The organism is Dactylosporangium sp. NPDC050688 (genome assembly GCF_040654515.1).
In the GTDB taxonomy this organism is placed as follows: Bacteria; Actinomycetota; Actinomycetes; order Mycobacteriales; family Micromonosporaceae; genus Dactylosporangium.
The window spans coordinates 25,326-48,432 of sequence record NZ_JBFAIC010000009.1; the positions used below are offsets into that span (position 1 = coordinate 25,326).

General features: G+C 69.4%; 15 protein-coding genes. 4 read left to right on the plus strand and 11 right to left on the minus strand.

Annotated elements, in window-relative coordinates:
- Positions 1–3: 3 nt before the first annotated feature.
- Entirely contained in the window at positions 4–1,653 is a 1,650-nt protein-coding gene (locus AB0H83_RS11235; RefSeq protein ID WP_360090595.1) for an ISL3 family transposase, read from the minus strand.
- Between the two features lie 287 nt (positions 1,654–1,940).
- Here AB0H83_RS11235 and AB0H83_RS11240 point away from each other — a divergent pair, with 287 nt between their 5' ends.
- Positions 1,941–3,326, plus strand: coding sequence for an IS1380 family transposase (locus tag AB0H83_RS11240; RefSeq protein WP_360090598.1), 1,386 nt, complete (start codon positions 1,941–1,943; stop codon positions 3,324–3,326).
- Between the two features lie 173 nt (positions 3,327–3,499).
- On the opposite strand, the gene AB0H83_RS11245 is transcribed toward AB0H83_RS11240, so the two are convergent.
- The 3 genes from AB0H83_RS11245 to AB0H83_RS11255 form a co-directional block, all read right to left on the minus strand.
- Entirely contained in the window at positions 3,500–4,585 is a 1,086-nt protein-coding gene (locus AB0H83_RS11245) for a hypothetical protein (protein ID WP_360090601.1), read from the minus strand.
- A 40-nt stretch (positions 4,586–4,625) separates the two neighbouring features.
- On the minus strand, positions 4,626–8,177 hold the full coding sequence (locus AB0H83_RS11250) for an AAA domain-containing protein (RefSeq protein WP_360090604.1): 3,552 nt from the start codon (positions 8,175–8,177) through the stop codon (positions 4,626–4,628).
- A gap of 1,022 nt (positions 8,178–9,199) precedes the next feature.
- Entirely contained in the window at positions 9,200–10,084 is an 885-nt protein-coding gene (locus AB0H83_RS11255; RefSeq protein WP_360090607.1) for a hypothetical protein, read from the minus strand.
- Positions 10,085–10,110: 26 nt separating this feature from the next.
- On the opposite strand from AB0H83_RS11255, the gene AB0H83_RS11260 reads away from it, so the two are divergent.
- Both AB0H83_RS11260 and AB0H83_RS11265 read left to right on the plus strand, forming a co-directional pair.
- Positions 10,111–11,100, plus strand: coding sequence for a DEAD/DEAH box helicase family protein (locus tag AB0H83_RS11260; protein WP_360090609.1), 990 nt, complete (start codon positions 10,111–10,113; stop codon positions 11,098–11,100).
- Positions 11,101–11,237: 137 nt separating this feature from the next.
- A complete protein-coding gene (locus AB0H83_RS11265; RefSeq protein WP_360090612.1) occupies positions 11,238–12,527 on the plus strand; it encodes a helicase-associated domain-containing protein in 1,290 nt (429 codons plus the stop codon).
- A 507-nt stretch (positions 12,528–13,034) separates the two neighbouring features.
- On the opposite strand, the gene AB0H83_RS11270 is transcribed toward AB0H83_RS11265, so the two are convergent.
- Both AB0H83_RS11270 and AB0H83_RS11275 read right to left on the minus strand, forming a co-directional pair.
- Positions 13,035–14,285, minus strand: coding sequence for an MFS transporter (locus AB0H83_RS11270; RefSeq protein WP_360090615.1), 1,251 nt, complete (start codon positions 14,283–14,285; stop codon positions 13,035–13,037).
- On the minus strand, positions 14,278–14,880 hold the full coding sequence (locus AB0H83_RS11275; RefSeq protein WP_360090618.1) for a helix-turn-helix domain-containing protein: 603 nt from the start codon (positions 14,878–14,880) through the stop codon (positions 14,278–14,280). Before AB0H83_RS11275 ends, AB0H83_RS11270 begins: the two co-directional genes overlap by 8 nt.
- Positions 14,881–15,076: 196 nt before the next feature.
- Between AB0H83_RS11275 and AB0H83_RS11280 the strand changes: the two genes are divergently transcribed.
- Complete coding sequence (locus tag AB0H83_RS11280; RefSeq protein ID WP_360090621.1) at positions 15,077–17,686, plus strand: M4 family metallopeptidase; 2,610 nt, start codon at positions 15,077–15,079, stop codon at positions 17,684–17,686.
- A 117-nt stretch (positions 17,687–17,803) separates the two neighbouring features.
- On the opposite strand, the gene AB0H83_RS11285 is transcribed toward AB0H83_RS11280, so the two are convergent.
- From AB0H83_RS11285 to AB0H83_RS11305, 5 genes are all read right to left on the minus strand, one after another.
- A complete protein-coding gene (locus AB0H83_RS11285; protein WP_360090624.1) occupies positions 17,804–19,711 on the minus strand; it encodes a CHASE3 domain-containing protein in 1,908 nt (635 codons plus the stop codon).
- A 254-nt stretch (positions 19,712–19,965) separates the two neighbouring features.
- Positions 19,966–20,187, minus strand: coding sequence for a TetR-like C-terminal domain-containing protein (locus AB0H83_RS11290; RefSeq protein WP_360091048.1), 222 nt, complete (start codon positions 20,185–20,187; stop codon positions 19,966–19,968).
- Positions 20,188–20,225: 38 nt separating this feature from the next.
- Positions 20,226–21,560: a hypothetical protein gene (locus AB0H83_RS11295; protein WP_360090627.1), complete on the minus strand. Its 1,335-nt coding sequence runs from the start codon at positions 21,558–21,560 to the stop codon at positions 20,226–20,228.
- A complete protein-coding gene (locus AB0H83_RS11300) occupies positions 21,557–21,778 on the minus strand; it encodes a hypothetical protein (protein WP_360090630.1) in 222 nt (73 codons plus the stop codon). Before AB0H83_RS11300 ends, AB0H83_RS11295 begins: the two co-directional genes overlap by 4 nt.
- A gap of 92 nt (positions 21,779–21,870) precedes the next feature.
- A partial coding sequence (locus AB0H83_RS11305) for an MFS transporter (protein WP_360090633.1) occupies positions 21,871–23,107 on the minus strand: 1,237 nt, incomplete at its 5' end.

Genomic DNA, 23,107 nt, shown 5'->3' on the forward strand with positions numbered 1-23,107 from the left:
GGGTCATGAAAGAAGGACGAGCTTGCGGAGGAGGTCGAGCTTGGCGCGGCCGAACATCTTTCTCTTGATCATCTTGATGCGGTTGACCTGGCCTTCGACAGCTCCGGAGCTGTGGGTCAGGGTGAGTCCGTTGCGGACGGCGTCGTAGTCGCGTTTGAGGCCGTTGGTGTAGGAGTGCAGGTCGGGCAGGTCGTCGGCCTCGACCGCGGCGATCCACGCGTCGAGGCGATCGCCGTGCCGGCCGGTGAGCATGTCCCCGAACGCGGCGACATGCGCGGCGAGCGCGTCGAGGTGGGGGCAGCGGCCGCGGAGTTGACGCAGTTTGGCCTGCTCGTCGGTGTTGAGGTCGGTGAAGCGTCGCAGCAGCCAGTTGGTGATGTGCCGGACCTTCGGTGGCCGGGCCACGGGCGGCGGGCTGCTGGCGGTGGCGCGGAACGGCCGCAGGTAGCCGCGCAGTGTGGCGTAGCTGCCACGGTAGCCGAGGGCTTTGACCTCGGCGAACAGCTGTGTCGCGGAGGTGCAGCCCTCGTTCCACCGGCGGTGCAGGTGGTCAGCGAACGGGTCCAGGATGCTCGGGCGGCTCCCGACCCGGGCCGTGACCAGCAGTTCCTCGACGCTGCGTGCGCGGGCGAACCGGCGGACCGTCTCGCGGGCCAGGCCGGCCTCACGCATGATCGCCTTGATCCCCATACCGCGGCCGAGCAGGGCGTGGACCTGCTCGAAGCGTTGCCGGGTGCGTTCGGCCAACCGGCCGGACTCGGCCCGCTGTCCGGCGGCGTCGGCAGCGACCCGGCCCAGGTCCGGCAGCGGCGCTACCCCAGCGGCGGCGGGCTCGGCGGGCTCGGCGGGCTCGGCGGGCTCGGCGGGCTCGGCGGGCTCGGCGGGCTCGGCGGGCTCGGCGGGCTCGGTCAGACAGTCGTAATGGCGGCGCACGGCCTGTTCGACGTGTTCGGCCAGGTTCTGCCACAGGTGGAAACGGTCCGCGACCTGGATCGCCTGCGGTGCCCCGGTGCGGGCGCCCTCCGCGTACGCGCCGGCGCGGTCACGACAGATCACGGCCACCCCGGGATGGGCGCGCAGCCAGGCGGCGAAGGTGTCGGCTTCTCGGTCGGGCAGCACGTCTATCGGCTGGTGGGTGTCCAGGTCGATGAGCACCGTGCCGTAGACGTGCCCGCGCCGGGTCGCGAAATCGTCCACGCCAAGGACCCGCACCGCCGTGGGTGGCGGGTCCGGCAGCCGGCGGACCAGCCGCAGGATCGTGTTACGGCTGACCGGCACACCGAACCGGGCCGCCAACCGCACCCCAGCCCGGCCGGCGAGGGCCAACCCGATGCCTTCCAGCGCACCGCGGAGGCCGCCGCTGCGCCGGGCGTGCGGCTCGGTCAGACCGCTGACCTGCTCGGCGAACCGCCGCACCGGGCAGGCGTCGTCTTGGCAGACGAACACCCGGACCCGCAGCACGATCAGCACCTGCCGTTCGCCCACCGCCAGGTCGGCCAAGCGGCGCTGGTAGCGGCGGTGGACCCGTGTGCTGCGCCCGCCGCACCCCGGACAGGACGCCTGATCCGCCTTCGGACTTGCCCAAATCCGCAGCTCAACCGCACTGCGCTCGACCCGCTCGACCGCCACGCCGGCCAACTGCGGCAACAACACCTCAAGGCATCGATCATCGCACCGGCAGCACAGTACACAGTGGACGATTACTCGGTCACGGAGGGACCAACTTCGATCAACCAAAGTGGGCCAGATCCAGATCCAGTTTTCGCCCGTCGTCGACAGCGGTAGCTCTGACCCGGATCCGTGGGTAGGGGTGTGTCACGGCGTGGCATGGATGAACGGATGCCTTGCTGGCAGGGATGATTGGGCTTGTCTAGGGCTTCAATCGTTGCTGCGAGAAGGGCACCCGTTCGGTGCAGAGGGTACCTGGTTTGGCTGGTCGGGTGTGTGTTGGCACGCCGGATGCGTCGTTGACCCCGGTCTCGGGGGTGGTTGCGGTGGCTGAGTTGGTCGGTCGGCTGGGTGTGACCGCGGCGTTGGACGACGCGGTCGGTGTGATCAAGCAGCGGGATCGGGGGTTGTCCGCCGGTCAGTTCCTGGTCGCGGTGGCGCAGGCGCAGATGTTCGGGGCGCAGTTCTGGACCGGGCTGGACCGCCGCCGTGCTGATGCGGCCGGGGAGGCGCTCTCGGCGGTGGCCACGCCGGCGTCGACGACCGCGGTGCAGCTTGCCGGGCGGTTCGGCCCGGTGCAGGTTGCCGGGATCGAGGAAGGCGTCGGGGAACTCATCTGCCGGGTGGTCGGGCTGCTGCCCGCCGCCCGGCAGACCGGGCTGCGCGCCGGTGGCGCGACCATCGATCTGGACGGTACCGACGTGGAGTGCTACGGGGCCGGCAAGGACGGCATCCGTTACAACTACAAGGGTCAGCGTTCCGGGCGGCCGCACGTGGCCACCTGGGCCGAGGCCGGTCTGGTCACCGCGGCGGACCTCCTCGCCGGTGATGAGGACCCGCGCCCGGGCGCTGGTGCGTTGATCACCCGCTCGGTGGCCACCCTGCGCGTGGCCGGGGTCACCGCCCGGCCGAAGGTCCGCGGCGATGTCGGCTACTTCGCCAAGGACATCGCCCGCGCCGCCGTGCACGCCGGCTGCGACTTCTCCCTCGGCGTGCCCCGTAACCCGGCGGTCTGGCGGGCCGCGGCGAGCATCCCTGACCGTGCGTGGCGCACGGCGAAACGGATGCGCGGTGCCCAGGTCGCCGTCTGCGACTCCGCCCCGGCCGGGTGGCCACCGGGCACCGCGTGCGTGGTGCGGCGGGTCAAGGTCCGCGCAAGCGACATCTCGGCCGATCCGCGGGCCCGCCGCCGGCGCACCATCCCCAAGGAGCAACTCGCCCTGGCGTTGGACGGCCTGACCCCACACGTGTACGCGTACTCGTTCATCGCCACCAACCTGGACGTGTCCACCCCGGCCAAGGCGGTCACGGCCGAAGCGTGGCACCGGATGCGCACCGACATCGAAGATCGGATCCGAGACGCCAAGCACGGTGCCGCGCTGCGGCACCTGCCCTCGGCCACCAGGGCGGCGAACACCATCTGGATGTGGGGGGCGCTGCTGGCCGTCAACCTGTCCGCCTGGCTGCAGGAACTGGCCGGCCTGGACACCGGCGACGGCCGCGGCCGGGCCCATCTGGGCACCCTGCGCCACCGGCTGCTCAACGTGCCGGCCCGACTGGTCCGCCACGCCGGGCAGGCCATCCTACGGCTGCCCCCAGGTCACCAACTCCTGGCCCAGGTCCTGTCCCGGCTGCGCCGCCTGCCGATCTGGACCTGACCACCCGGCCCCACAGGCCCGAGCACTCCCCGGAGACCAGCGAACCCGGCGCTACCGGGCCCCAGCCATACCCACCAGCAGAACCACCACACCACCCATCGACCGTCAGTAATCTATATCGATCATTTCTCCGCTACCCACGGATCCGGGTCTGACTGGCACGCCGCGCCGAGTCAGTCCATAGGTCGCAGCTCTGCGGGCTCATAGTCCAGCTGGTACACCGTCACCGCACCCTGATCCAGACGGTACAAGACGATGGTTGAGAGCAAACTTTCCTCGACCATCCGCGCCCGCATGCGGTACCGCTCGCTGTCGTCAATCCACTCCTCAACTCGGTCTGGCAACGTAAACGACAGCCGATACGCATCCGGGCTCTCCCGTGGGAACAACTCCCACTGCGTGACGTGGGAGTCGGCGCGCCGGCGTCGTAGACCGATCGCATGGCGCGGGTGACGCTGTGTGAATGTCAAGAAGTGCTCCATGGTGTACGGAGACTGGGCTGTCAACGTCAGCACGAACGGAGCGGGTGGGAATCCTAGGAGCAGTTCCCGACCCTCCGCTGTTCGCAGGCCGTATCCCAGATCGGAGGCAACCTGGGACAAGGCATCATCGATGTCCTCGGACCACCACGCTGGAGTGTTGATGCCCACTTGCGTAGAGCTCGTGGTCTCCAATTGGTGCCGTACTATCTCCCTGAGTTTGGCCCGTGGAATCGACGCCTTGGCTGACCGGGTCTTCAGTGACTGCTCCAGGCTGTACACCCGATCTGCAGCGATAGCGACGGTACGCCGCAGCCAGGCGAAACTGTCGCCGGACAGGTCCACCAGGGAGATCTGGTGAGCGATCGCGTACTCCTGGGCCGGTGTTGAAAACCCCGAAGTCGAGAACAAGGTGTAGACGTATCGGTACCTTCGCCTGGGTCGCCGACCCGGGTCAAGTTGGACGTAGTTCTCGTTCACGTCGCTGATCACACCGAAGGCGTTCCGCACGTCGTAGATGCCGGTGGTCTCGTTGCGGAACTTGGCCTCGACGAACAACCGGATCGGCAGCGAGAACGGCGGCACGAACGCGAACTCGCCGAGCGTGTCTGCCTGGTGGTTCGCGCCGCGCCCCTTGACCAGCAGTCCGTTACCGGCTGAGGTCAGCGCACCATCAGGATCGTCGTGCACGTTGACCAGCAGCCGGTACCCGCTTGTCCGGACCAGCCACGCGAGAGCCTCCTCGAGGAGGTAGCCGCGAATCGCCGCCAGTGAGGTCACCGGCGCACCATACCGGGTCAGCATCCACTGACATCGCTCTTCAATAGACAAGCATCGGGTGGCCGGCACTTGGTGTTCCGTTCGGCCGGGCGAGCTGCGACAACGACGTCGTCCATGCCGCGTCCGCAACGCCGCCCATCGACCGAACCGCAGCACGCTGCGGTTCGGTCGATGGCTGACTCGGACCGTCAACGAGCTCCGGTCGCATGCCGGGCAGCGCTTCTGGCTGCACACGGCGCGCGTCGTCGGCGGCGGTCGGCGAAGGCACGACCTTGTGCTGGCGCGGAATCTTGCGTTTGTTGTCGAGTGCCGGAGTGGTCCAGTTTCGTCGTCCGCCCGGTGTCCATTTTGGACACTTCTCCGAATAGCACCGCCAGTACCAGTCGCCAGCACTGCGTCGGCGGAGGTCCACGCTATTGCCGTGGCATTCGCCGCAGCGCGGTGGGGACGAGAATTCTGCCGCGTGCTCATATTCGAGGAGCTTCCGTGCGAAGTGGCTGCCCCGCATCGCGAGCATGACCTCGCGGGTCCAGCTCTGCGAAAGCACATTGAGACTGCCGAGCAGTACTACTTCCTCGTCGATGACGACAATCTTCTGATGCATGACGTTCATCTCGACGACGACGTCCACGGCACGCCGCAGATCGGCCAAGTGCTTTTGGCTCTCCACCTTGCGTTGCAGGTCGTCACGAGGATCGCGGACAAAGATGACTGTGGATACACCGCGCACCTTGGCGTCAGCGAGCAAGGGAAGCAGTGATCTGACGCGGTTGGCGGTCCACGGTGCCCAGATCCAGAGAGACCTGCGGGCGGTCCTCAGGTAGCTGGCGAAGACCTCGTAAAAGTTGTGTTCATCATGTATGTCGTCCACCCGTACATGGGTCGCCAGGATCTCCGCGAACTCCCTGGTGAACGGTCCCAGTTCTACCGGCAGCGGCGTGCCGGTAGGCGTGATGAGACGGGTGGCGCTCACTGTGCGGGCCCGGCGAGTTCGCATAAGGTCCGACACGTGCGCGAGCGGTGTGTCTGCTGGAGCAGCGTTGACCTGTTTGCGGCTACCGATGAAGTAGAGACGAGTCTGTGTCCGTGTGACACCCACGTTGAACAAACGGACACCATCCCGAGCCCATTTGTTGGACGATGTAGTCGCGGAGGCCATCCAGCGCCGGTCGAACTCGTCCTCGACTAGATCGAATATTACTATCGGGAACTCGCGACCTTGGAATCGGTGCGCGGTGCCAACTTCAGTGGGAGGACTCTCGGGTCCCTCCTGGTCGCGGAGGGCTTCAAGCGATGCCTCGACCTGATCCGTGTATGGAGTGACGATCCCCACTCGCTCGCCTCGGATGCGGTGGTAGTCGGCGAGAACCCGGCTGATCAATGCGCCGGCTGGCCACCACCCTTTTCTACCGCCGGTCGCGCGGACTTGCGCAAGATCGCCCAGCCCGTCAACGTCGATGAACACGACCTCCGGGTCATCTGCCGCATGCGGCTGCACGTTGGGTCCTGGCCGCAACATACCTCCGTATGCGACTGCGTTTGCCAATCCCATGATGTCCGGTCCAAAGCGGTGCTGGACATCGAGCGCAGTGCAGCCTCGGCGCGCCTGCGCGTCGGTCGGCGTTGTAATCCCGCAGTGTTCGAAGATGTCGCGTTGAAGCCAGCGTTCGATATCCGGCCGGCTGGCCTGGTCGACCACTGTGTTGGTGATAGCTCCGAGTTGCATGAAGTCGCCGAGCAGGACCGCGGACCTAGTGGCACGCGAGACCGCCAGCAGCACCTCTGGGATGTTTGCAGCACCCACCTCGTCGACAAGGACGACGTCGTAGGGTCCGTCCATCAAGACCTTGTTCGTGCGGAGCCGTGCGAGCGTCGTGGCGACGACCTTCGCCCGCCGGATCAGTTCGCCTTCTGCGTCCCGCCGGAGCCGTTCGAACTGATCCTGCACCTTGGCATGCTGCTGTTCCAGGCTCGTACGCACCGGCCTCGCTCGGTCTGAAGCCTTCCGCAAAACTTCGGCCCTTTGCGCCAGCGTAGGTAGGTTGCCTTCGTCTGCGTCGATGACCATGGCGCGCTCTATATCGGTTGCTCGAGGCCGGGCCTCAGCAGCGAGGAGAATTTGTTGAGCGCTGTCCAGCTCGTTTTCGGCTTGGCAGAGACTCACCTGCGCGGCGACATGGGCGCGTTCGGCCTCGGTTGCTGCGTGCTCGGCTTCTGCGATGTTCGCTCGGCTGCATGTGGCTGAACTGGTCCATCGGCTGGTTTCGCGGCGCATCGCCGCACGCCGTCGCTCGACAAGCGCGTTTGCCTGTTCGGATTCGACGGTGAGTCGGTCAGCCTTGAGTCGGGCTACGGTCGCCTTCGCCTGCTGAGTCTGAATTGACGAGCCGGCGCGCATTCGCGCGAAGAGGCCACGCTCCATGAGCCTGCGCAGGTCACTCTCGGCCATCTCGGCCTCGTGTCGAGCGGTCAGAGCCTGTCCGCTCAGCGCGTCAGCAGCTCGAACCAACGCACTGATCTCATGCTGCATGGTATCGATTTCGAGGTACGCAGATCGGGCAGGCTGCATGTCCGCGAGTCTTCGGCTGACCTCATGCAACTTTTGGAGACGCCCCTCTACGTCTCGAGCCCTGGTACGGACCAAGTCCTGGGCGGCCGTGACGGCTTGAGCCAGACCGCGAATGTCGGTTTCAGCGGCGATGAGTGCCTTCACACGCCGGTAATCGGACTCGCTGAATCCCGCCGTTGCCTGCTCCAGCCGCGCAAGCTCAGCTTCGCGGTCCTGGATCTGAAGAATTTTTCGCTCCACCTGGCGACGCTCGTCCTCAACCTGGGCGAGCCGCTCCCGCACCAACTGTGGCAAGCAGATGTCTGGATGATCGAGTACGCCAGGGTGGTGGGGAGGCCCGACGCGCAAAAGATCGCCCTGCTGATGACGGCGTTGCCCGGCCACACCGAGGAGGGCGTTGTCTACGGCGATGTTCGTCGATGACACCAGCAGCACGCGTGCGCCGGATGCCAGCAGGATGCTGATCGCCTCGGAAAGGACCCGCGTCTTGCCGGTGCCCGGAGGTCCCCATACCAACCGAACGCCTGGCGCCAAGCACGACGCTACGGCCTCCTTTTGCCGAGTCGTAAAGCCGGCGATTTCGAGCGTCGTATCCGGCGGGGGTGCGAGCCTGCCCAGCGCGAGATCGTTCGCAAGCCCCGCATCACCCAGCCCAGCGATGCCTTCGCGGAGCTTGACCAGAAGGTGCGTGGCGGGCTGCCTCTGCTGCCATAGGAATGCGTTCGCGAGGTCGACGAACTCCGCTACTCGTACTCGGAGTACTGGCCCGTCCCGTATGGCCTCCATGACCTGGTAAGACCCGCCGGTGCTGGGCTTTTCGGGTCCGGCCAACCGGAATGACTCGACGTGGTCAGCATCTGCACGACTGTCCCTCAGGTCGACCGCATACCAACCCGGCTCTCCCTGCTGGCGTGCACGACCAACGCGGATGGGCTTGTTCGGGTCACGTGCGCTTCCACCCATGGAGTTGATCCAGAAGTCCAGTGCGCCGCAGACTTCGTCGCGCCAGTCCGGCAAGATCAACCCCCACTTGTCGCAGAGCAGTCTGCCGCGATACTACTGAACGGAGTTGGTCAATTACAGACTTGACATCATGCCTCCACTCTTTCGGCGGACCGGCGTCAGGACAGCAATCGGTACGCAAGCCCGCTGGGCGACAGCTGTGGCGGGAAAGCGTGTGCAACCGCCGATCACGCGGTCGTAGTTCGCGACACCTGAACATTAATTGACGTTCATGAATGCACTGGTCGCGCCGTTGTTCGTCAACGGCCCGGCGGAATTAGGAAACCGTTGCTCTATCCCCTGAGCTACAAGGGCGCAGAGCACAGCGCACCGACGCCCACGTTGGCCTGCGGCGGCATATCCCACCCTGGCGTCACCTCGGCGTGTTCGGGCTGGTGAGACCGGCCACCAGTCACCCGATCGGCGTTTGTGACCAGTGTGGTCCGGACTACGACCACGACTTCGAGACGATCGCACGGACGACCAGCAACTGACCACCTGGCTGGCAGCTCCCGGCTCAATCGACTGATTCAGGGCTCGACCCGCCGCGCGCCGCGCTTCGAAGGACCTGGCGGAACGAGTCCAAGACATGGCGTTCCGTAGTCGCGTGCGACGATCCTGTCATGGGTGCTGACGCGGCCGTGGAGAGCGAGCTTGCCCGGCTGCGTCGCGAACTGGAGCGATTGCGGGCGGAGAACCTTCGCCTGTTGCGGCTGTTGGACCTCCGGGGCCAGGACACGGCTCCACCGCCGGAGCAGCTGTCCGCGGCCGTCGTGCCGCCGGGCCTGGTCCATATGGCGTCGCCAGTGGCGGACAAACTGGCCCTGTATGCAGACCGGTTCCGGGCCAGGACCGACGTGTACGCGGTGCGCTGGGAGAACACCCGAACCGGGGCGAGTGGATGGATGCCTGCGGTTGCCGGCGGATGGCGGAAGGGAGCCGATAGGAGGTCGGCCACGTACCTTCCGTTGACGGCCGCGGCCGTCTCGGCGCATCTGCTGGGTGACGTCTTCGTCGGGCTGTACCCGCTGCTCAGCGACAACTCATGCCACTTCCTGGTGGCGGACTTCGACGGTCCGGCCGCGATGCTCGACGCACTCGCGTACACCAAGGCGGCCCGCGCCAGCGGGGTACCGGCAGCGCTCGAGATCTCCCAGTCCGGGCGCGGCGCGCACGTGTGGGTGTTCTTCACCGAGGCGATCTCCGCCGCCGTCGCCCGCCTCGTCGGCACCGCGCTGGTCCACGAGGCCATGGTGCTGCGCGGCACGATGGACCTGCGCTCCTACGACCGGCTGTTCCCGAACCAGGACGTGCTGCCAGAGGGCGGCTTCGGGAATCTGATCGCCGCGCCGCTGCAGGGCCGGCGCCGCAGGGACGGGTTGACGGCGTTCCTGGACCTGGCGACGCTGGAGCCGCACGAGGATCAGTGGGCGTACCTGTCGACCCTCGACCGGCTCAGCCCGGGCGACGCGACCAGGGTCGCCCGGCGCGCGAAACAGGCGGTCGTCGGCGCCGACGTCGCCACGCTGAGCAGATCCGACGCCACGAAGGTTCATCCGCCGCTGCCCGCAGTCCTGCACGCGGAGCTCGGCGCCGGGCTGAGCGTCGACGCGGCCCAGCTGACGCCTGCGGCGCTGTCGACGTTCAAGCACGCGGCATCCATGGCCAACCCGAAGTTCTACGAACTCCAGCGCCTGCGCAAATCCACCTGGGACACGCCGCGGTTCATCCGCGGGTACGACCTCACCCTCGACGACCGCCTGCTCCTGCCACGCGGACTGCGCCACACCGTCGAAGCGATTGTCGAGCGCGCCGGATCGCGCCTCGCCATCACGGACGTGCGAAATCCTGGCCGCGAGATCGACGTCGCCTGTACGGCACAGCTCGACACCGGACAGAGCGCGGCGGTCGGCGCGTTGCTCGCGCATGACGATGGCGTGCTCGCGCGACCCTCGTGCTCGTCGACCGGAAGGCACTGGCCGGGCAGTGGCGCACCCGGATCGAGCAGTTCCTGGGCATCAAGCCAGGGCAGGTCGGTGGCGGCAGGCGCAAGCTCAGCGGGGTGGTGGACATCGCCATGCTGCCCTCCGTGGCCAGGCGTGACGACGTCGCCGAACTCACCAACGGGTACGGGCACGTCATCGTCGACGAATGCCACCATCTCGCGGCCGCCGCGTACGACCACTCGGTCAAACGCATCGCCGCGCAGTTCTGGCTCGGCCTCACCGCCACCCCGGCGCGGCGTGACGGACTCGGTGAACTCGTCCTCTGGCAACTCGGACCCGTCCGGCACACGATCACCCATGAGGTACCCGGCAACGACGATCAGGGCACGCTCCTGGAGGCCTTGGAGACCGGAGCCGGACCACGGCGCCTGCTGTACCTGCACGAGACTGCCTTCGCGTTCCGCTCCGACGATGCCGAGCCGTCCGCTCCCACCGCCATCGCCGAAGCGCACCGCGCCCTCGCCGTGGACGAGGCACGCAACACGCAGCTTGTCGCTGACGTGAGCGCCGCCCTGCAACGCGGTCGCAACTGCCTGGTGCTCACCCGGCGTGTCGCGCACGTCGAGTCGCTCACCTCCGCGCTCGCTTCGCGCGGCCACCGGGCTCTTGTGCTGCAGGGCGGGATGTCCACCACCGACCGGCGTGCCGCCGTGGGCCTGCTCGCCGACGCCAAGGCCGGCGACGGCGTCCTCGTCGTCGGTACAACGCCGTTCATCGGCGAGGGGTTCGACGCGCCTGCCCTCGACACGCTGTTCCTGGCCGCGCCGGTCTCCTACGACGGGCTGCTCATCCAATGCGCCGGCCGGGTGATCCGCGCCGCGCCCGGGAAGGCCGTCGCTGAGGTCCACGACTACCACGACCGCGACACCCCGATCCTCGCCGCGTCGCTCCAACGCCGCATGCCCGGCTACCGTGCACTCGGCTTCGCCAAGGCATAGCAACTACCGGACTTGATCAGCAACGCATGGGGGGGCGGGTGCCGCGGGGCGTAGGTATCCGCCTAACGTGGTCGGCTATGCATGGCGCGAACGAGCTGCCCGATGTCGATGAAGCTGCCGACGACGGAACGGTCCGCTTGACAGGGGCTGAGGCGCTGGCCAACGTGCTGGCCGTGCTGCAGCTGTGCGGCGCGGGCAAGCTGCGCTGCAGCGAGAAGACCCAGCGGCCGTCCGCCGCCACCGTTGCGGGGGTGGCCGAGGTACTGGCCGGCGGGGACTTCTACCCCACGGAGCCGATCGCGGCGTTCGCCTGGCCGCTGCTGATCCAGGCCGGCGGGCTCGCCGAACTGGCCGGCGGCCGGTTGCAGTTGACCGCGAAGGGTCGCGCCGCGTTGGGCCGGCCGCCGGCCGAGACGATCCGTGCGGTGTGGCGCTCCTGGGTCGGCAAGGCGGTCATCGACGAACTGAGCCGGGTCGAGCACATCAAGGGCCAGCGCACCGCGAACACGCTGACCTCGGCGAAGACCCGGCGGCAGACGGTTGCGGCGGCGCTGTCCCGCTGCCCGGTCGGCGAGTGGGTAGCGATCGACGACCTGTTCGACACCATGCGCAGCGGCGGGCTGTCGCCGACGGTGGCGCGCAGCGACCGGGCGTTGTGGCGGTTGTACCTCACCGATCCGCAGTACGGCAGCCTCGGCTACGCCGGGTTCGCGGACTGGCCGATCCTGGAGGGCCGCTACACCCTCGCGGTGCTGTTCGAGTACGCCGGCACGCTGGGCCTGTTCGACCTGGACTACACCGACCCGGCCGGCGCCCGGGACGACTTCCGCAGTAACTGGGGCACCGACGAGCTGGAGTATCTCAGCCGCTACGACGGGCTGCGGGCGGTGCGGCTCAATGCCCTGGGCGCCTACGCCTTGGGCCTGACGGACCGCTACCAGGCGCCTGCGGCGGATGCGGCGGTGGCCGGGGCGTTGAAGGTGCTGCCCAACCTGGACATCGTGGTCACCGGCGAGCTGCCGCCGGCCGACCGGCTGATGCTCGACGCGTACGCGCAACGCACCGCGGACCGGGTCTGGGCACTGCGCGAGGCGACCCTGCTGGCCGCGCTGGACGCCGGCCGCGGCCTGGATCAGCTGCGCGAGTTCCTGACCGCCCGTGCCACCCATGCGCTACCCAATCCGGTGACCACCCTGCTGGCCGACGTCGCGGCCCGCGCCGGGCGGCTCCGCAACCTTGGTGTGGTCCGCCTGGTGGAGTGCGCCGACCCGGCGCTCGCCACCCTGATCGCCGGTGACCGGCGGCTGCGTGGCCTGTGCCAGCCGGTCGGTGACCGGCACCTCGCCGTGGCCGTGAACCGGGAGCCGGAGTTCCGCAAGGCGCTACGGGCGCTGGGCCACATGCTGCCCAGCGACACCCCGGCCTGACCGTCGCCCGAGCGCACCAAGGAGGACCAGACCAATGCAGCCCACCCCGAGCCTGACGCGGCGCGCGCCCCGCGCGACGGTGTACCAGATGGCCTACGACCGCTGCTCGGCCCTCAGCTGAGACCTGCGCGCGCCAGCCGGTCCAGCAGGCTCGGTTTACGCGCGTGAACCACGCCAGATAGAGCAGCCGCTGATCTCCGGCGGCCAGTTCGGCCCGGATGGGAACGATCGACGCGAGCGTGCCCTCGTCCTCCCACCACTCGTCGTCGCCGTCCTCGTCCTCGCTGACCAGATCGAGGATCACATGCTCGTCCGTGGCCCACGAACTCGCCGAATCTCCCACGCAGAAGGTGGCCGCCAGGGCCGGCTCCAGCAGTTGCACCGGCAGCCGGAGGGCGATCCGGCGGGTACCCCAGTTCGCCAGGTAGGGGTGAGCGTCGAAATACCGCTCCATCCACTCGCGTGGATCGGCCTTGAGGTCGCCCATTGATAGTCGTCGCGGACGAATCACGATGGTATGAGCTGTCCGGGCTGGTCGGCCGGGGTGCGGAAGGCGTCGCGGATCGTACTTCGGTGCCGGTGCAGCAGCGCCGCGACGGTGAGGCCGACCAGCAGGTTGGTGGTGCCCGCCACGACGAACACCGTCGAGACGTCGGTGGCTGCGGCGAGTGCGCCGCCGGCCACGCCGCCGATCGGGATGCCGCCCCAGACAAGCGTCCGCCAGGCGCCCTGGACCCGGCCGAACAGCTCTTCCGGGATCACGGCCTGCCGCAGTGACATGGTGAGCACGTTGCCGGCCATGACGAGCAGCGCCGTCACGCCGAACAGCGGGCCTGCGACGGCTGCGTGGTGCACGAAGCCCATGCCGATGACGCCGAGCGGGGCGCAGACCGACACCAGGACCAGGGTGCCGGTGCGGCCGAGCCACGCGCCGACCGCCGGCGCGACCAGGCCACCGAGCAGGCCGCCGACGCCGCCGGCCAGCAGGAGCAGCCCGAACCCGGTCTCGCCGATGCGCAGGACCTCAAGGGCGTACAGCACGAGCACCGCGTTGACCATCGACTGCAGTGCCGAGGTCAGCCCGTAGGTGAGGGCCAGACCGCGCAGCAGCGGGTGCCGCAGCATCCAGCGCACGCCCTCCCCGATGTCGGCTCGCAGGGACTTCGTCGATGCGCGCGCCGGCCGGTACGTGCCGGCCAGGGTCACCATGATGAGGGCGGAGACGGCGAAGCCGGCGGCGTTCGTGAACAGCGGCGCCGCGGCGGCCAGCGTGAACAGCAGCGCGCCGACCGGTCCGCCGAGGAAGACCTGGCCCACTGCCTCGCCGGTGACCAGCAGGCTGTTGCCGCGGTCGAGTTGGCCGGGCCGCACCACCTGTGGCAGCAGCGCGTTGGCGGCGCTGTCGTACACCGTCTCGGCGGTACCGATGATGAACGCCGTCAGGTAGAGCAGTGCGATCGATGCGTGGCCGGTGAGCGTGGCGACGGCGAGTCCTGCGACCGCGGCCGCTCGCAGGGAATTGGCCAGCAGCATTGCTCGGCGCCGGTCACTGCGGTCGACCAGCGATCCGGCGGGCAGTGCGAACATCAGCCACGGCAGGAATGCCAGTGAGTACAGGCCGGAGATCAGCAACGGGTCGCGGGTCAGCGTGGCGGCCAGCAGCGGCAGGGCTGCCCGGCCGATGCCGTCGGCCAGGTTCGAGGTGGCGCTGGCGGCGAACAGGCGCCAGAAGCGGCCGCCCAGGCCGGCGCTAGTCATCGCCGGATCCGGACGGGTCGCCGAGCGGGTACGCCAGCAGCTCGACCCGGACCCGGCGGCTGTCCGGTCCCGCCGGCAGGTCGCGGTACCGGTCGACCAGGGTCTCCATCTCCAGCCCGAGTGCCCGCAGCTGCTCGGGGTCGAGGTGCAGGTGGGCCTGCTGCCGGGTGACCACCCGCTGCCAGGCCAGTGGCCACCGGGTCAGGCCGCGGAGGAACTGCATCGCCCGCCGGTGCGAGGTCTCGAGCAGCGTGCCGGCGACGGTCGCGGCGGTGACGCCGGCCGAGCCCGGATCGCGGTAGAGGCTCGCGGGCATCGTCCACCCGCCCGTGACCGGCCGCCACCAGCGCTCACGGGTGGTGCCCACCCCGGCGAGCTCCTCGATGAACCCGTGTCGCGCCAGTTGCCGCAGGTGGTAGCTCGTCGCGCCGCTGGTCTCCCCGAGATCCTCGGCGAGCTGACTGGCGGTCGCGCGACCGCGAACGGCCAGCGCGTCGAGCAGTTGCAGCCGCAGCGGGTGAGCCAGTGCCTTGAGCGCCGCAGGGTCGGGCACGTAACCCGGCGCGGCAACCGGGACGTCGTCCGGATCGGTCATGGTCTCGACCGTACCGCTGCAAAACATTCTTTGCAAACAATATTTTGCGTCCGTTTTGCCGCTACGTGCAAGAGGCGCTGCAGCGACCTTAACGATGGTTCAATTTCTTGCCCCGGACACCTTCCTTTTCTCATCCACGGATGGCTATATAGACAAGCGTGGTTATCGCCACATGTCGTCCCCGTTGGAGGAAGTTGTGAAGAGACCGATCGCGGCGGTGAGCGTCGCGTTCCTCGCGGGCGCGCTGCTGACCAGCATCGCTACGTCAGCATCAGCAGCGCCGCCGGCCGAGCCAGGCCCTGCCAACGCCCTCAGCCGGGCCGAGCGGGCGTTGCAGTCGAACATGGGTGTGGTGCGGGCGGCGAGCGCCGACAGGTTCGCTGTCTACAGCTCGCGGGTCGACGCTGACGGGGCCGCGCATGTGCGGTACACGCGTACGTACCGGGGTCTGCGGGTGCGTGGTGGCGATGTCGTGATCCACACCGGCGCGGATGGCGCGTACACCGGCAGCTCGGTGGGGTTGTCCGCACCGTTGACGTTGGACACCACGGCGAAGGTGCCGGCGGGCACGGCGAGGAACACCGCGAAGGCGAAGTTCTCCGGCAAGGTGGCCGAGGTCGGCGCGCCGGAACTGTTTGTCGAGGCGTCAGACGGCTTCGGCCGGCTGGCGTGGGAGACGGTGGTGTCGGGCCTGGCCCCGGACGGTCAGACCCCGTCCCGGCTGCACGTCATCTCCGACGCGCTGACCGACCAGTTCATCGGTTCGTACGACGAGATCGAGACGGTGGACGGCACCGGCAACTCGGTGTACGCCGGCACGGTCACCGTCTCGACGACCCAGTCCGGCAGCACATACCAGCTGATGGACCCGACGCACGGCAATGGCAGCACCTGCGACATGAACAACGGCACCACGACGTGCGCGGCGTTCACCGACGCGGACAACGTGTGGGGTAACGGGTCACCGTCGAACGACCAGTCAGCCGCGGTGGACGCGCACTACGGTGCGGCGTTGACGTTCGACTACTTCAAGAACACCCACGGCCGTAACGGCATCTTCGGCAACGGCCAGGGCGTCGCGTCGCGGGTGCACTACGGCAACAACTACGTCAACGCGTTCTGGGACGGCGCGCAGATGACCTACGGCGACGGTTCGGGCAACTCCAACCCGTTGGTCTCCATCGACGTGGCCGGACACGAGATGAGCCACGGCGTCACCGAGAACGTCGTGCCCGGCGATCTGACCTACTCCGGTGAGTCCGGTGGGCTCAACGAGGCGACCAGCGACATCTTCGGCAACATGGTCGAGTTCTCCGCGAACAACCCCAGCGACCCCGGCGACTACGACGTCGGCGAGGAGATCGACATCAACGGCGACGGGACCCCGCTGCGGTACATGTACAACCCGTCGCTGGACGGCGCGTCGCACTCCTGCTGGTCGACCAGCACGAAGAACGTCGACGTGCACTACTCCTCCGGAGTGGCCAACCACTTCTACTTCATGCTCGCCGAAGGCAGCGGCGCCACGGCGTACGGCACCTCCCCGGTCTGTGGGTCGGCGCCGGCGGTCACCGGTATCGGCCGGGCCAAGGCGGAGAAGATCTGGTTCCGCGCCCTGGACAGCTACTTCACCTCCAACACCTCCTACGTCAACACCACCAACCCGGGCAACACCGCCCGCGCGTACACGCTGACCGCGGCCACCGACCTGTACGGCCTGTGCTCGACGGAGTACAAGGCCGTCCAGACCGCCTGGACCGCCGTCAACGTCGCGGGCAATGACACGAGCTGCGCGGCCAACGACTTCACCGTGTCGGTGGCGCCGTCCTCCGCGGCGGTGGACCCGGGGAACTCGGCCACCGCGACCGTGTCGACCGCCCTGATCCGGGGTTCGGCGCAGACCGTGGCGCTCTCCGCTTCCGGCCTGCCGTCCGGAGCCACCGCCAGCTTCAGCCCGTCGTCGGTCACCTCGAACGGCGGCTCGTCGACCATGACGATCAGCACGGCGGCGTCGACCCCGAGCGGCATGTACACGGTCACCATCACCGGTACGGGCGTCGAGGCGACCCGCACCACGACCTTCACCCTGACCGTCAACGGCCTGCCCGGATGCTCGGGCAGCAACGCCACCGATGTGGCGATCGCGGACAACTCCACCGTGGAGAGCAGCATCATCATCTCCGGCTGCGCCGGCAACGCCTCGGCCACCGGCACCGTCGAGGTGCACATCGTGCACACCTACATCGGTGACCTCGTGGTGAACCTGGTTGCGCCGGACGGCAGCACGTACCTGCTGCACAACCGCACCGGCAGCAGCACCGACAACATCGACCAGACCTACACGGTCAACCTGTCCGGCGAAGCCGCGAACGGTGCGTGGCGGCTGCGGGTGCAGGACGCGGCCAGCGCCGACACCGGCTACATCAACTCCTGGACCCTCAACCTGGGCGGCGGTGGCGTCCCCGGATGCTCCGGCACCAACGGGACCGACGTGAGCATCCCGGACAACACCACGGTGGAAAGCGCCATCACCATCGCCGGCTGCACCGGTACCGCGTCCGCCACCAGCACGGTCGAGGTGCACATCGTGCACACCTACAAGGGTGACCTCGTGGTGAACCTGGTTGCGCCGGACGGCAGCACCTACCTGCTGCACAACCGCACCGGCAGCAGCACCGACAACATCGACCAGACCTACACGGTCAACCTCTCCTCGGAAACCCGCAACGGCACCTGGAAACTGCGGGTGCAGGACGCGGCCAGCGCCGACACCGGCTACATCAACTCCTGGACCCTGACCCTGTAACAGCAACCTCGGTGCCCCGGTGCGTGTCACTCACGCGCCGGGGCACCGAGCCGTAAGGGCTGGGAACCGAGCTCCGGTGCCTGCACGGCCGGGCGGCAGCTGCTGACCGGCAGGCGGTCAGGTCTGGTGGAGGGGCAGCTTCGCGGTCAGGCAGGTGCCCTCACCCGGCGGGCTGGAGACCGTCAGCGTGCCGCCCAGGGCCTCGACCCGGTCGGTCAGCCCGACGAGGCCCGTGCCGCGCCCCGCGACCGCGCCCCCGACACCGTCGTCGCGCACCGTCAGCTGCAGGCAGTCGTCGCTCACCAGCACGCTGACGCAGATCAGCTCGGCCTGGGCGTGCTTGGCGGCGTTCGTCAACGCCTCGGCAACCACGTAGTACGCCGCCACCTCGACGGTCTCCGGAAGGCGGGAGTCCAGGCGTACGTCAAGGTCGACCGGGATCTTGGAGCGGCGGGCCAGTGTGCGCAGCGCGGGACGCAGGCCGCCCTCGGTGAGAATCGGCGGGTGAACGCCGCGCGAGAGCTCGCGCACCTCGTCGACGGTGCCGGCCAGCTCGGTCACGACCGCGGACAGCTGGTCGCGCAGCTCCGCCATCTCCGGCGGCACGGACCCCTCGACCCGCCGGACGTCCAGCGCGAGCGAGATGAGCCGCTGCTGGACGCTGTCGTGGAGGTCGCGTTCGATGCGCCGGCGGGCCTGATCGGTGGCGAGCACCAGCCGCGCGCGTGACTTGACGAGGTCGGCGTGGGCCTGAGCCTTGGCGACGGCCGTGCCGATGAGGTCGGTGCACTCGACGAGCCGTTCCTCGGCGTCGGGCGGCAGCGCTTCGTCGCGCGTCGTGCCGGCGATCACGACGCCCCAGAGGCGCCCCGCGACATAGATCGGGGCGTCGACCCCCGCGCGCAGTCCGTGCTCACGCAGACGTGCCGCGAACGACCCGGGCCTGCCCTCGTCGCGGTCGAGCTGGACGGGACGGTCGGTGCGTTGCGCACGGCCCGGACTGGTGTTGCCGTCCAGGGGAAGGCGCATACCGACCGGGAGATCGAGGGTCGGCCCGCCCCAGGACGCCACGATGATCGCGCTACCGTCGGGCTCGTACCGCACGATGCGCGCACTCTCGGTGCCGATCAGCCGCCCGAGTTCCTCCACGACCGCCGCCAGGACCCCGGCCGGCTCCGCGCCCTTCGCGACGACCACGGCGACCCGGCGCAGCGCGGTCTGCGTCTCGACGAGATGGCGGAGCTCGTTGTGGCTCCTCTCGAGCGAGGCGGCCATGATGTTGAACGACCGCTCGAGCTGACCGATCTCGGCCTTGCCGGTCTCGGGCATCCGGGTGTCGAGGTGTCCGGCGGCGAGCCGGTTCGCCATGACGGCCCCCCGGCGGATCGGCTGCACCATGACCCGGGTCTGGTACAGGCTGACCATGGCGATGACGATCGCCGATCCGATCATGCCGATCACGACGGCGATGATCTCGCGGTTGATCACCGTGTCGGTGTACCCCTCGCGGGCCGCGATGATGTGCAGCTCGTTCACCCGCAGCGTGTCCAGATCGGTCCGTAGTTCGTCGATGCGGCCCCGGCCCTCCTGCATGGTCTCCACGCTCCGCGCGGACGGGTCGCCCCGCTGTGCCGCCGCCATGGCCGGCGTCGCATAGTCCTGGATGTACGACTCACTGAGACCGGCGATGTGCCGCGCCAGGTCCTGCTGCGCGGGTGTGGTGGCCAGCCGCTCCAGGTCCGCGGCCTCCGTCGGGAGCCGGGCCCGCGCGGACTCCCAGTCGGCGCGGAATCCCGGGTCGGCGGTGACGACGAATTGCTGGTACGTCATCTGCATGTCTGCCGTCAGCCGGTCGACATGGTCGGCGGCCACGAAGATCTCCTGCGAGCGCCGCGCTATCCGGGCGGTCTCGCGCTGCTCCGCGATCGAGTAGAGCAGAACGGAGAAGGTGGCGCCGACGATGAGCAGGAGCGCGCCGGCGGCGAGCAGCATCCGGCGGATCAGCCCTCCCCTCGCGCTGTTCATGTCGCTCCTCGGGACTCGACGGTGCAACAGCGGGATGCCGTGGTCGTGGCGGAACCGCGTGGCCATGCACGACCGGGGCTGCCGGGCAACCTCAGCCCAACGCTAACCCCGACGACGCCAGCCACCGGAGCGCATCACGGGGAGTCACCCACCACGGTCGTCTCGTCCAGCCACGCCACGCCGGGCCGGGCCGGCCGGAGGTCGAGCCTCGTCCGAGGCATCCGTGACGAGCGATGTCGAGCGGCAGCAGCTCATCATCGGGTGAACGCGGCGACACCCCGCTGCCAGGCGCCGTCGAGCTCGGCATCCGGCGGGAACCGGCCGTTGAGCTCCAGGATCACCATGCCGTGCGCGAAGGCCCAGATCGCCCGGGCCCGATCCGGGTCGCCGCCCGTCGGCGCGAGCAGCGGCTGCGCAGCCGCCTCCTCGACGCCGGGGACCAGCAGGTCGCGGCGCAGCGGGGCGGGCGGGCTCAGGGCCGGCGGTGGTCCGGGTCAGCCCGCCCCGGTTCCGGTTACCGCTTCGTCGGGACCACGTCCTGCAGGTGGCGGCCGTTCACCGAGGACCGGCGGCCGGCGTCGACCTCGCGCTTCCAGGTGCGGACGTAGTTCGACGCGGTCAGGCGCTCCACGTCGTTCAGCTCGAGCAGGTCGCCGACGAAGGTGGTCAGGGCCATCGTGTCGCGGGGGTCGTTGTCCGGCACGTGCTCGTGCAGCGCCGCGTGCACCTGGCTGCGCAGGGAGCCCTCCCGGATGGCCCGGGTCGGGGTCAGGGTCGGCTCGTCGCCGAGGTCGGTGGCGGCCAGGGCCTGCTCGGGGCTGACCACCTTCGACTGGCCGCGGGCGCGGCGCGGCGTGGGAGGCGGCAGGATCTCCGCGATCTCGCCCCGCCACTCGCCGAGCGGGGAAACCACCGGCTGCGGCGAGGCCGCCGGCTCGGGGGCGGCCTCGGCGGCGGGCGGCTCGGGCAGGGTCAGCTGTTCCTCGACCGGCTCCTGGGCCGTCTCGGTGATCGCGGGCCGGGGGGCCGGCTCGTCGACGACCGAGATGACCCGCGCGTCGGAGGCGAGGCGGGCCGGGGCCAGGTCGGCGGCGATGAGGGCGGTGAGACCGTCGTAGTCGGCACCGTCGGCGAGGCGGACGGCGATCTCGTCCAGGTCGTACACGGCGACGGCGATGTCGGCCGTCGTCGGGTCGACCGCGGCGCGGATCTTGCGGTGCAGCACCTTGGCGATGGCCTTGGTGCGCACCTCCTTGCGCTTCTCGGCGCGGGCCGCGGCCAGGGAGGTGTAGAGGCCCAGGCGGGCGTCGGCCTTCGCGAGGTTCTTGGCGCGCAGGGTCAGCCACGGGTGCCGGATCCAGTGCCCGACCACCTCGTACGCCGGGGTGGTCGGCGGCAGGTCGCCGGTGGCCCGCAGCCGGTCACGGCGCTGGTTCTCGGTGTGCATCAGCCACACCAGGTAACCCAGCGCGGACATGCCGGCGAAGAACCCGGCGAGCAGCTTGTTCTCGTGCGCCATCCAGTTGAACGTGACGGCGAACCCGGCAATGGCCGCGGACAGGATCCGCGACGCGGTCGCCCGCTCGCCGAGCCGGCGCCGGACGTCGGCGTTGGCCAGGACCACGATGCCGCCCAGCTCCAGTGCGCCGACGGCGGGGATGGCCCACAGCAGCGGGATGCCGAGCGCCTCGACCGCGCCGGAGACCTGCCCGGCGAGAGCGACCAGCAGCACGACGAAGTAGAAGAGCTGGCGCATGTACGAGGTGCGGCGGACGGTCCGTTGCAGGTCCGCGTCGAGTTGGCCGATTCCAGGTTGTCCGTTGCTGTGCGCACTGCCCGGCGAGGTCACCGGCTTCTCCTGTCATCCGTTGCGGGCAGCGAGTAGCCCCGTGCCGCGAGGAACTCGGCCAGCGCGAGGTCCACGGAGCTCTGCACCGTGGTGTTGTGGTCTTCGACGAAGCGCTGGAGCGTCTGCTCGATCTCCACCCGGACCCGCGTGTTGAGCTGCACCCGCTCGAACCGCGGCCGCTGCGGCGGCATCGCCACCGCGTTGTCTGTCGCTTCCAACCCACACTCCTGCTAGCCGTTTGCTAGCGGGGACGCTAGCAAAAGACGCGTCAATGTCCGCAATCGACGCGCCGGGCGCCGTGACGAGACCCTCAATCGACGCGCCGGGCACGCAGTGCCACACCGGTGAGCAGCGCGCAGACCACCCCGCCGGCGCCGGCCGCGACCAGGGTGGCGGGCGCGCCGGCGGCGTCCAGCAGCAGGCCGCCGAGCACGTACGACAGCGCCGCGGCCGCCCCGACGGCGCCGTACAGGTTGGCGAACACCCGGCCGAGCATCGCGTCCGGGACGAGCCGCTGCAGCAGGGTGTTGCTCGCCACGTCGATGGCGGCGATGCCCAGCCCGCGGCCGGCCTGCATCGCGAAGACGACCGCGGCGGCCCACGCGACGTGCGCGAGCGCGCCGGTGAGCAGGTTGCCGGCCGCGCTGACCGCGAGACCGGCGGCGAACAGCGTCGTCATCCGGATCCACGCGCCGCGCCGCGACAGCAGCGCGTAACCGGCGGTGAGGCCGAGGCCGACCGCGCCGAGCAGCAGCGCCGCCACCGAGTCGCCCGTGCGCAGGTCCTCCTGCGACAGCACGACCAGGGCGACGTCGTCGACGCCCGTACACAGGACGACCGCGCAGAACCCGAGCGCGACCACCCGGACCGTCCGGTGCCGCGCCAGATAGCCGAGGCCGGTCCGGGCGCCCTTCCACAGCGACTCGATGGCCAGCGCCGCAGGCGCCAGGCGGGGCAGGCCGGTGAGCAGCGCCGCGGACACCAGGAACGACGCCGCGTCCACGGCCAGGACGCCGCGGGTGCCCAGCCACGGCAGCAGCGCGGCGGCCAGCAGCGGCCCGGCCAGCTCCGCCACGTTGGTGACCAGCCCGAGCCGGGCGTTGCCGGCGGCGAGCCCGGCGGCCGGCACCAGCGACGGGACCGCCGCCCGCGACGCCGGCTGGAAGACCTGCCCGGCGACGGCCCGGACGGCGACCAGCGCGAGCAGCGGCCCCACCGGCGGCAGCGCCAGCGCGATGACGGCGACCGTGAGCGCCTGGACGAGCTCGCAGCCGATCGTGAGCCGGCGCCGGTCGAAGCGGTCGGCCAGGGCCCCGGCGAACGGCGCGACGAGCGACGGCACGAAGTCCCCGGCGAGCAGCAGCGCGGACACCGCGAGGGCCTGACCGGTCGACGAGGCCACGTGCAGCATCAACGCGACCATGCTCAGGGTGTCGCCGGCGTACGAGATGCCGCGGGCCCCGAGCAGCAACCGGAAGCCCCTCGGGGTTGTCTCGGGGTCGCTCCCTGATGTGCCGCTTATGCGCTCGGCCATACGGTTCTCGGCA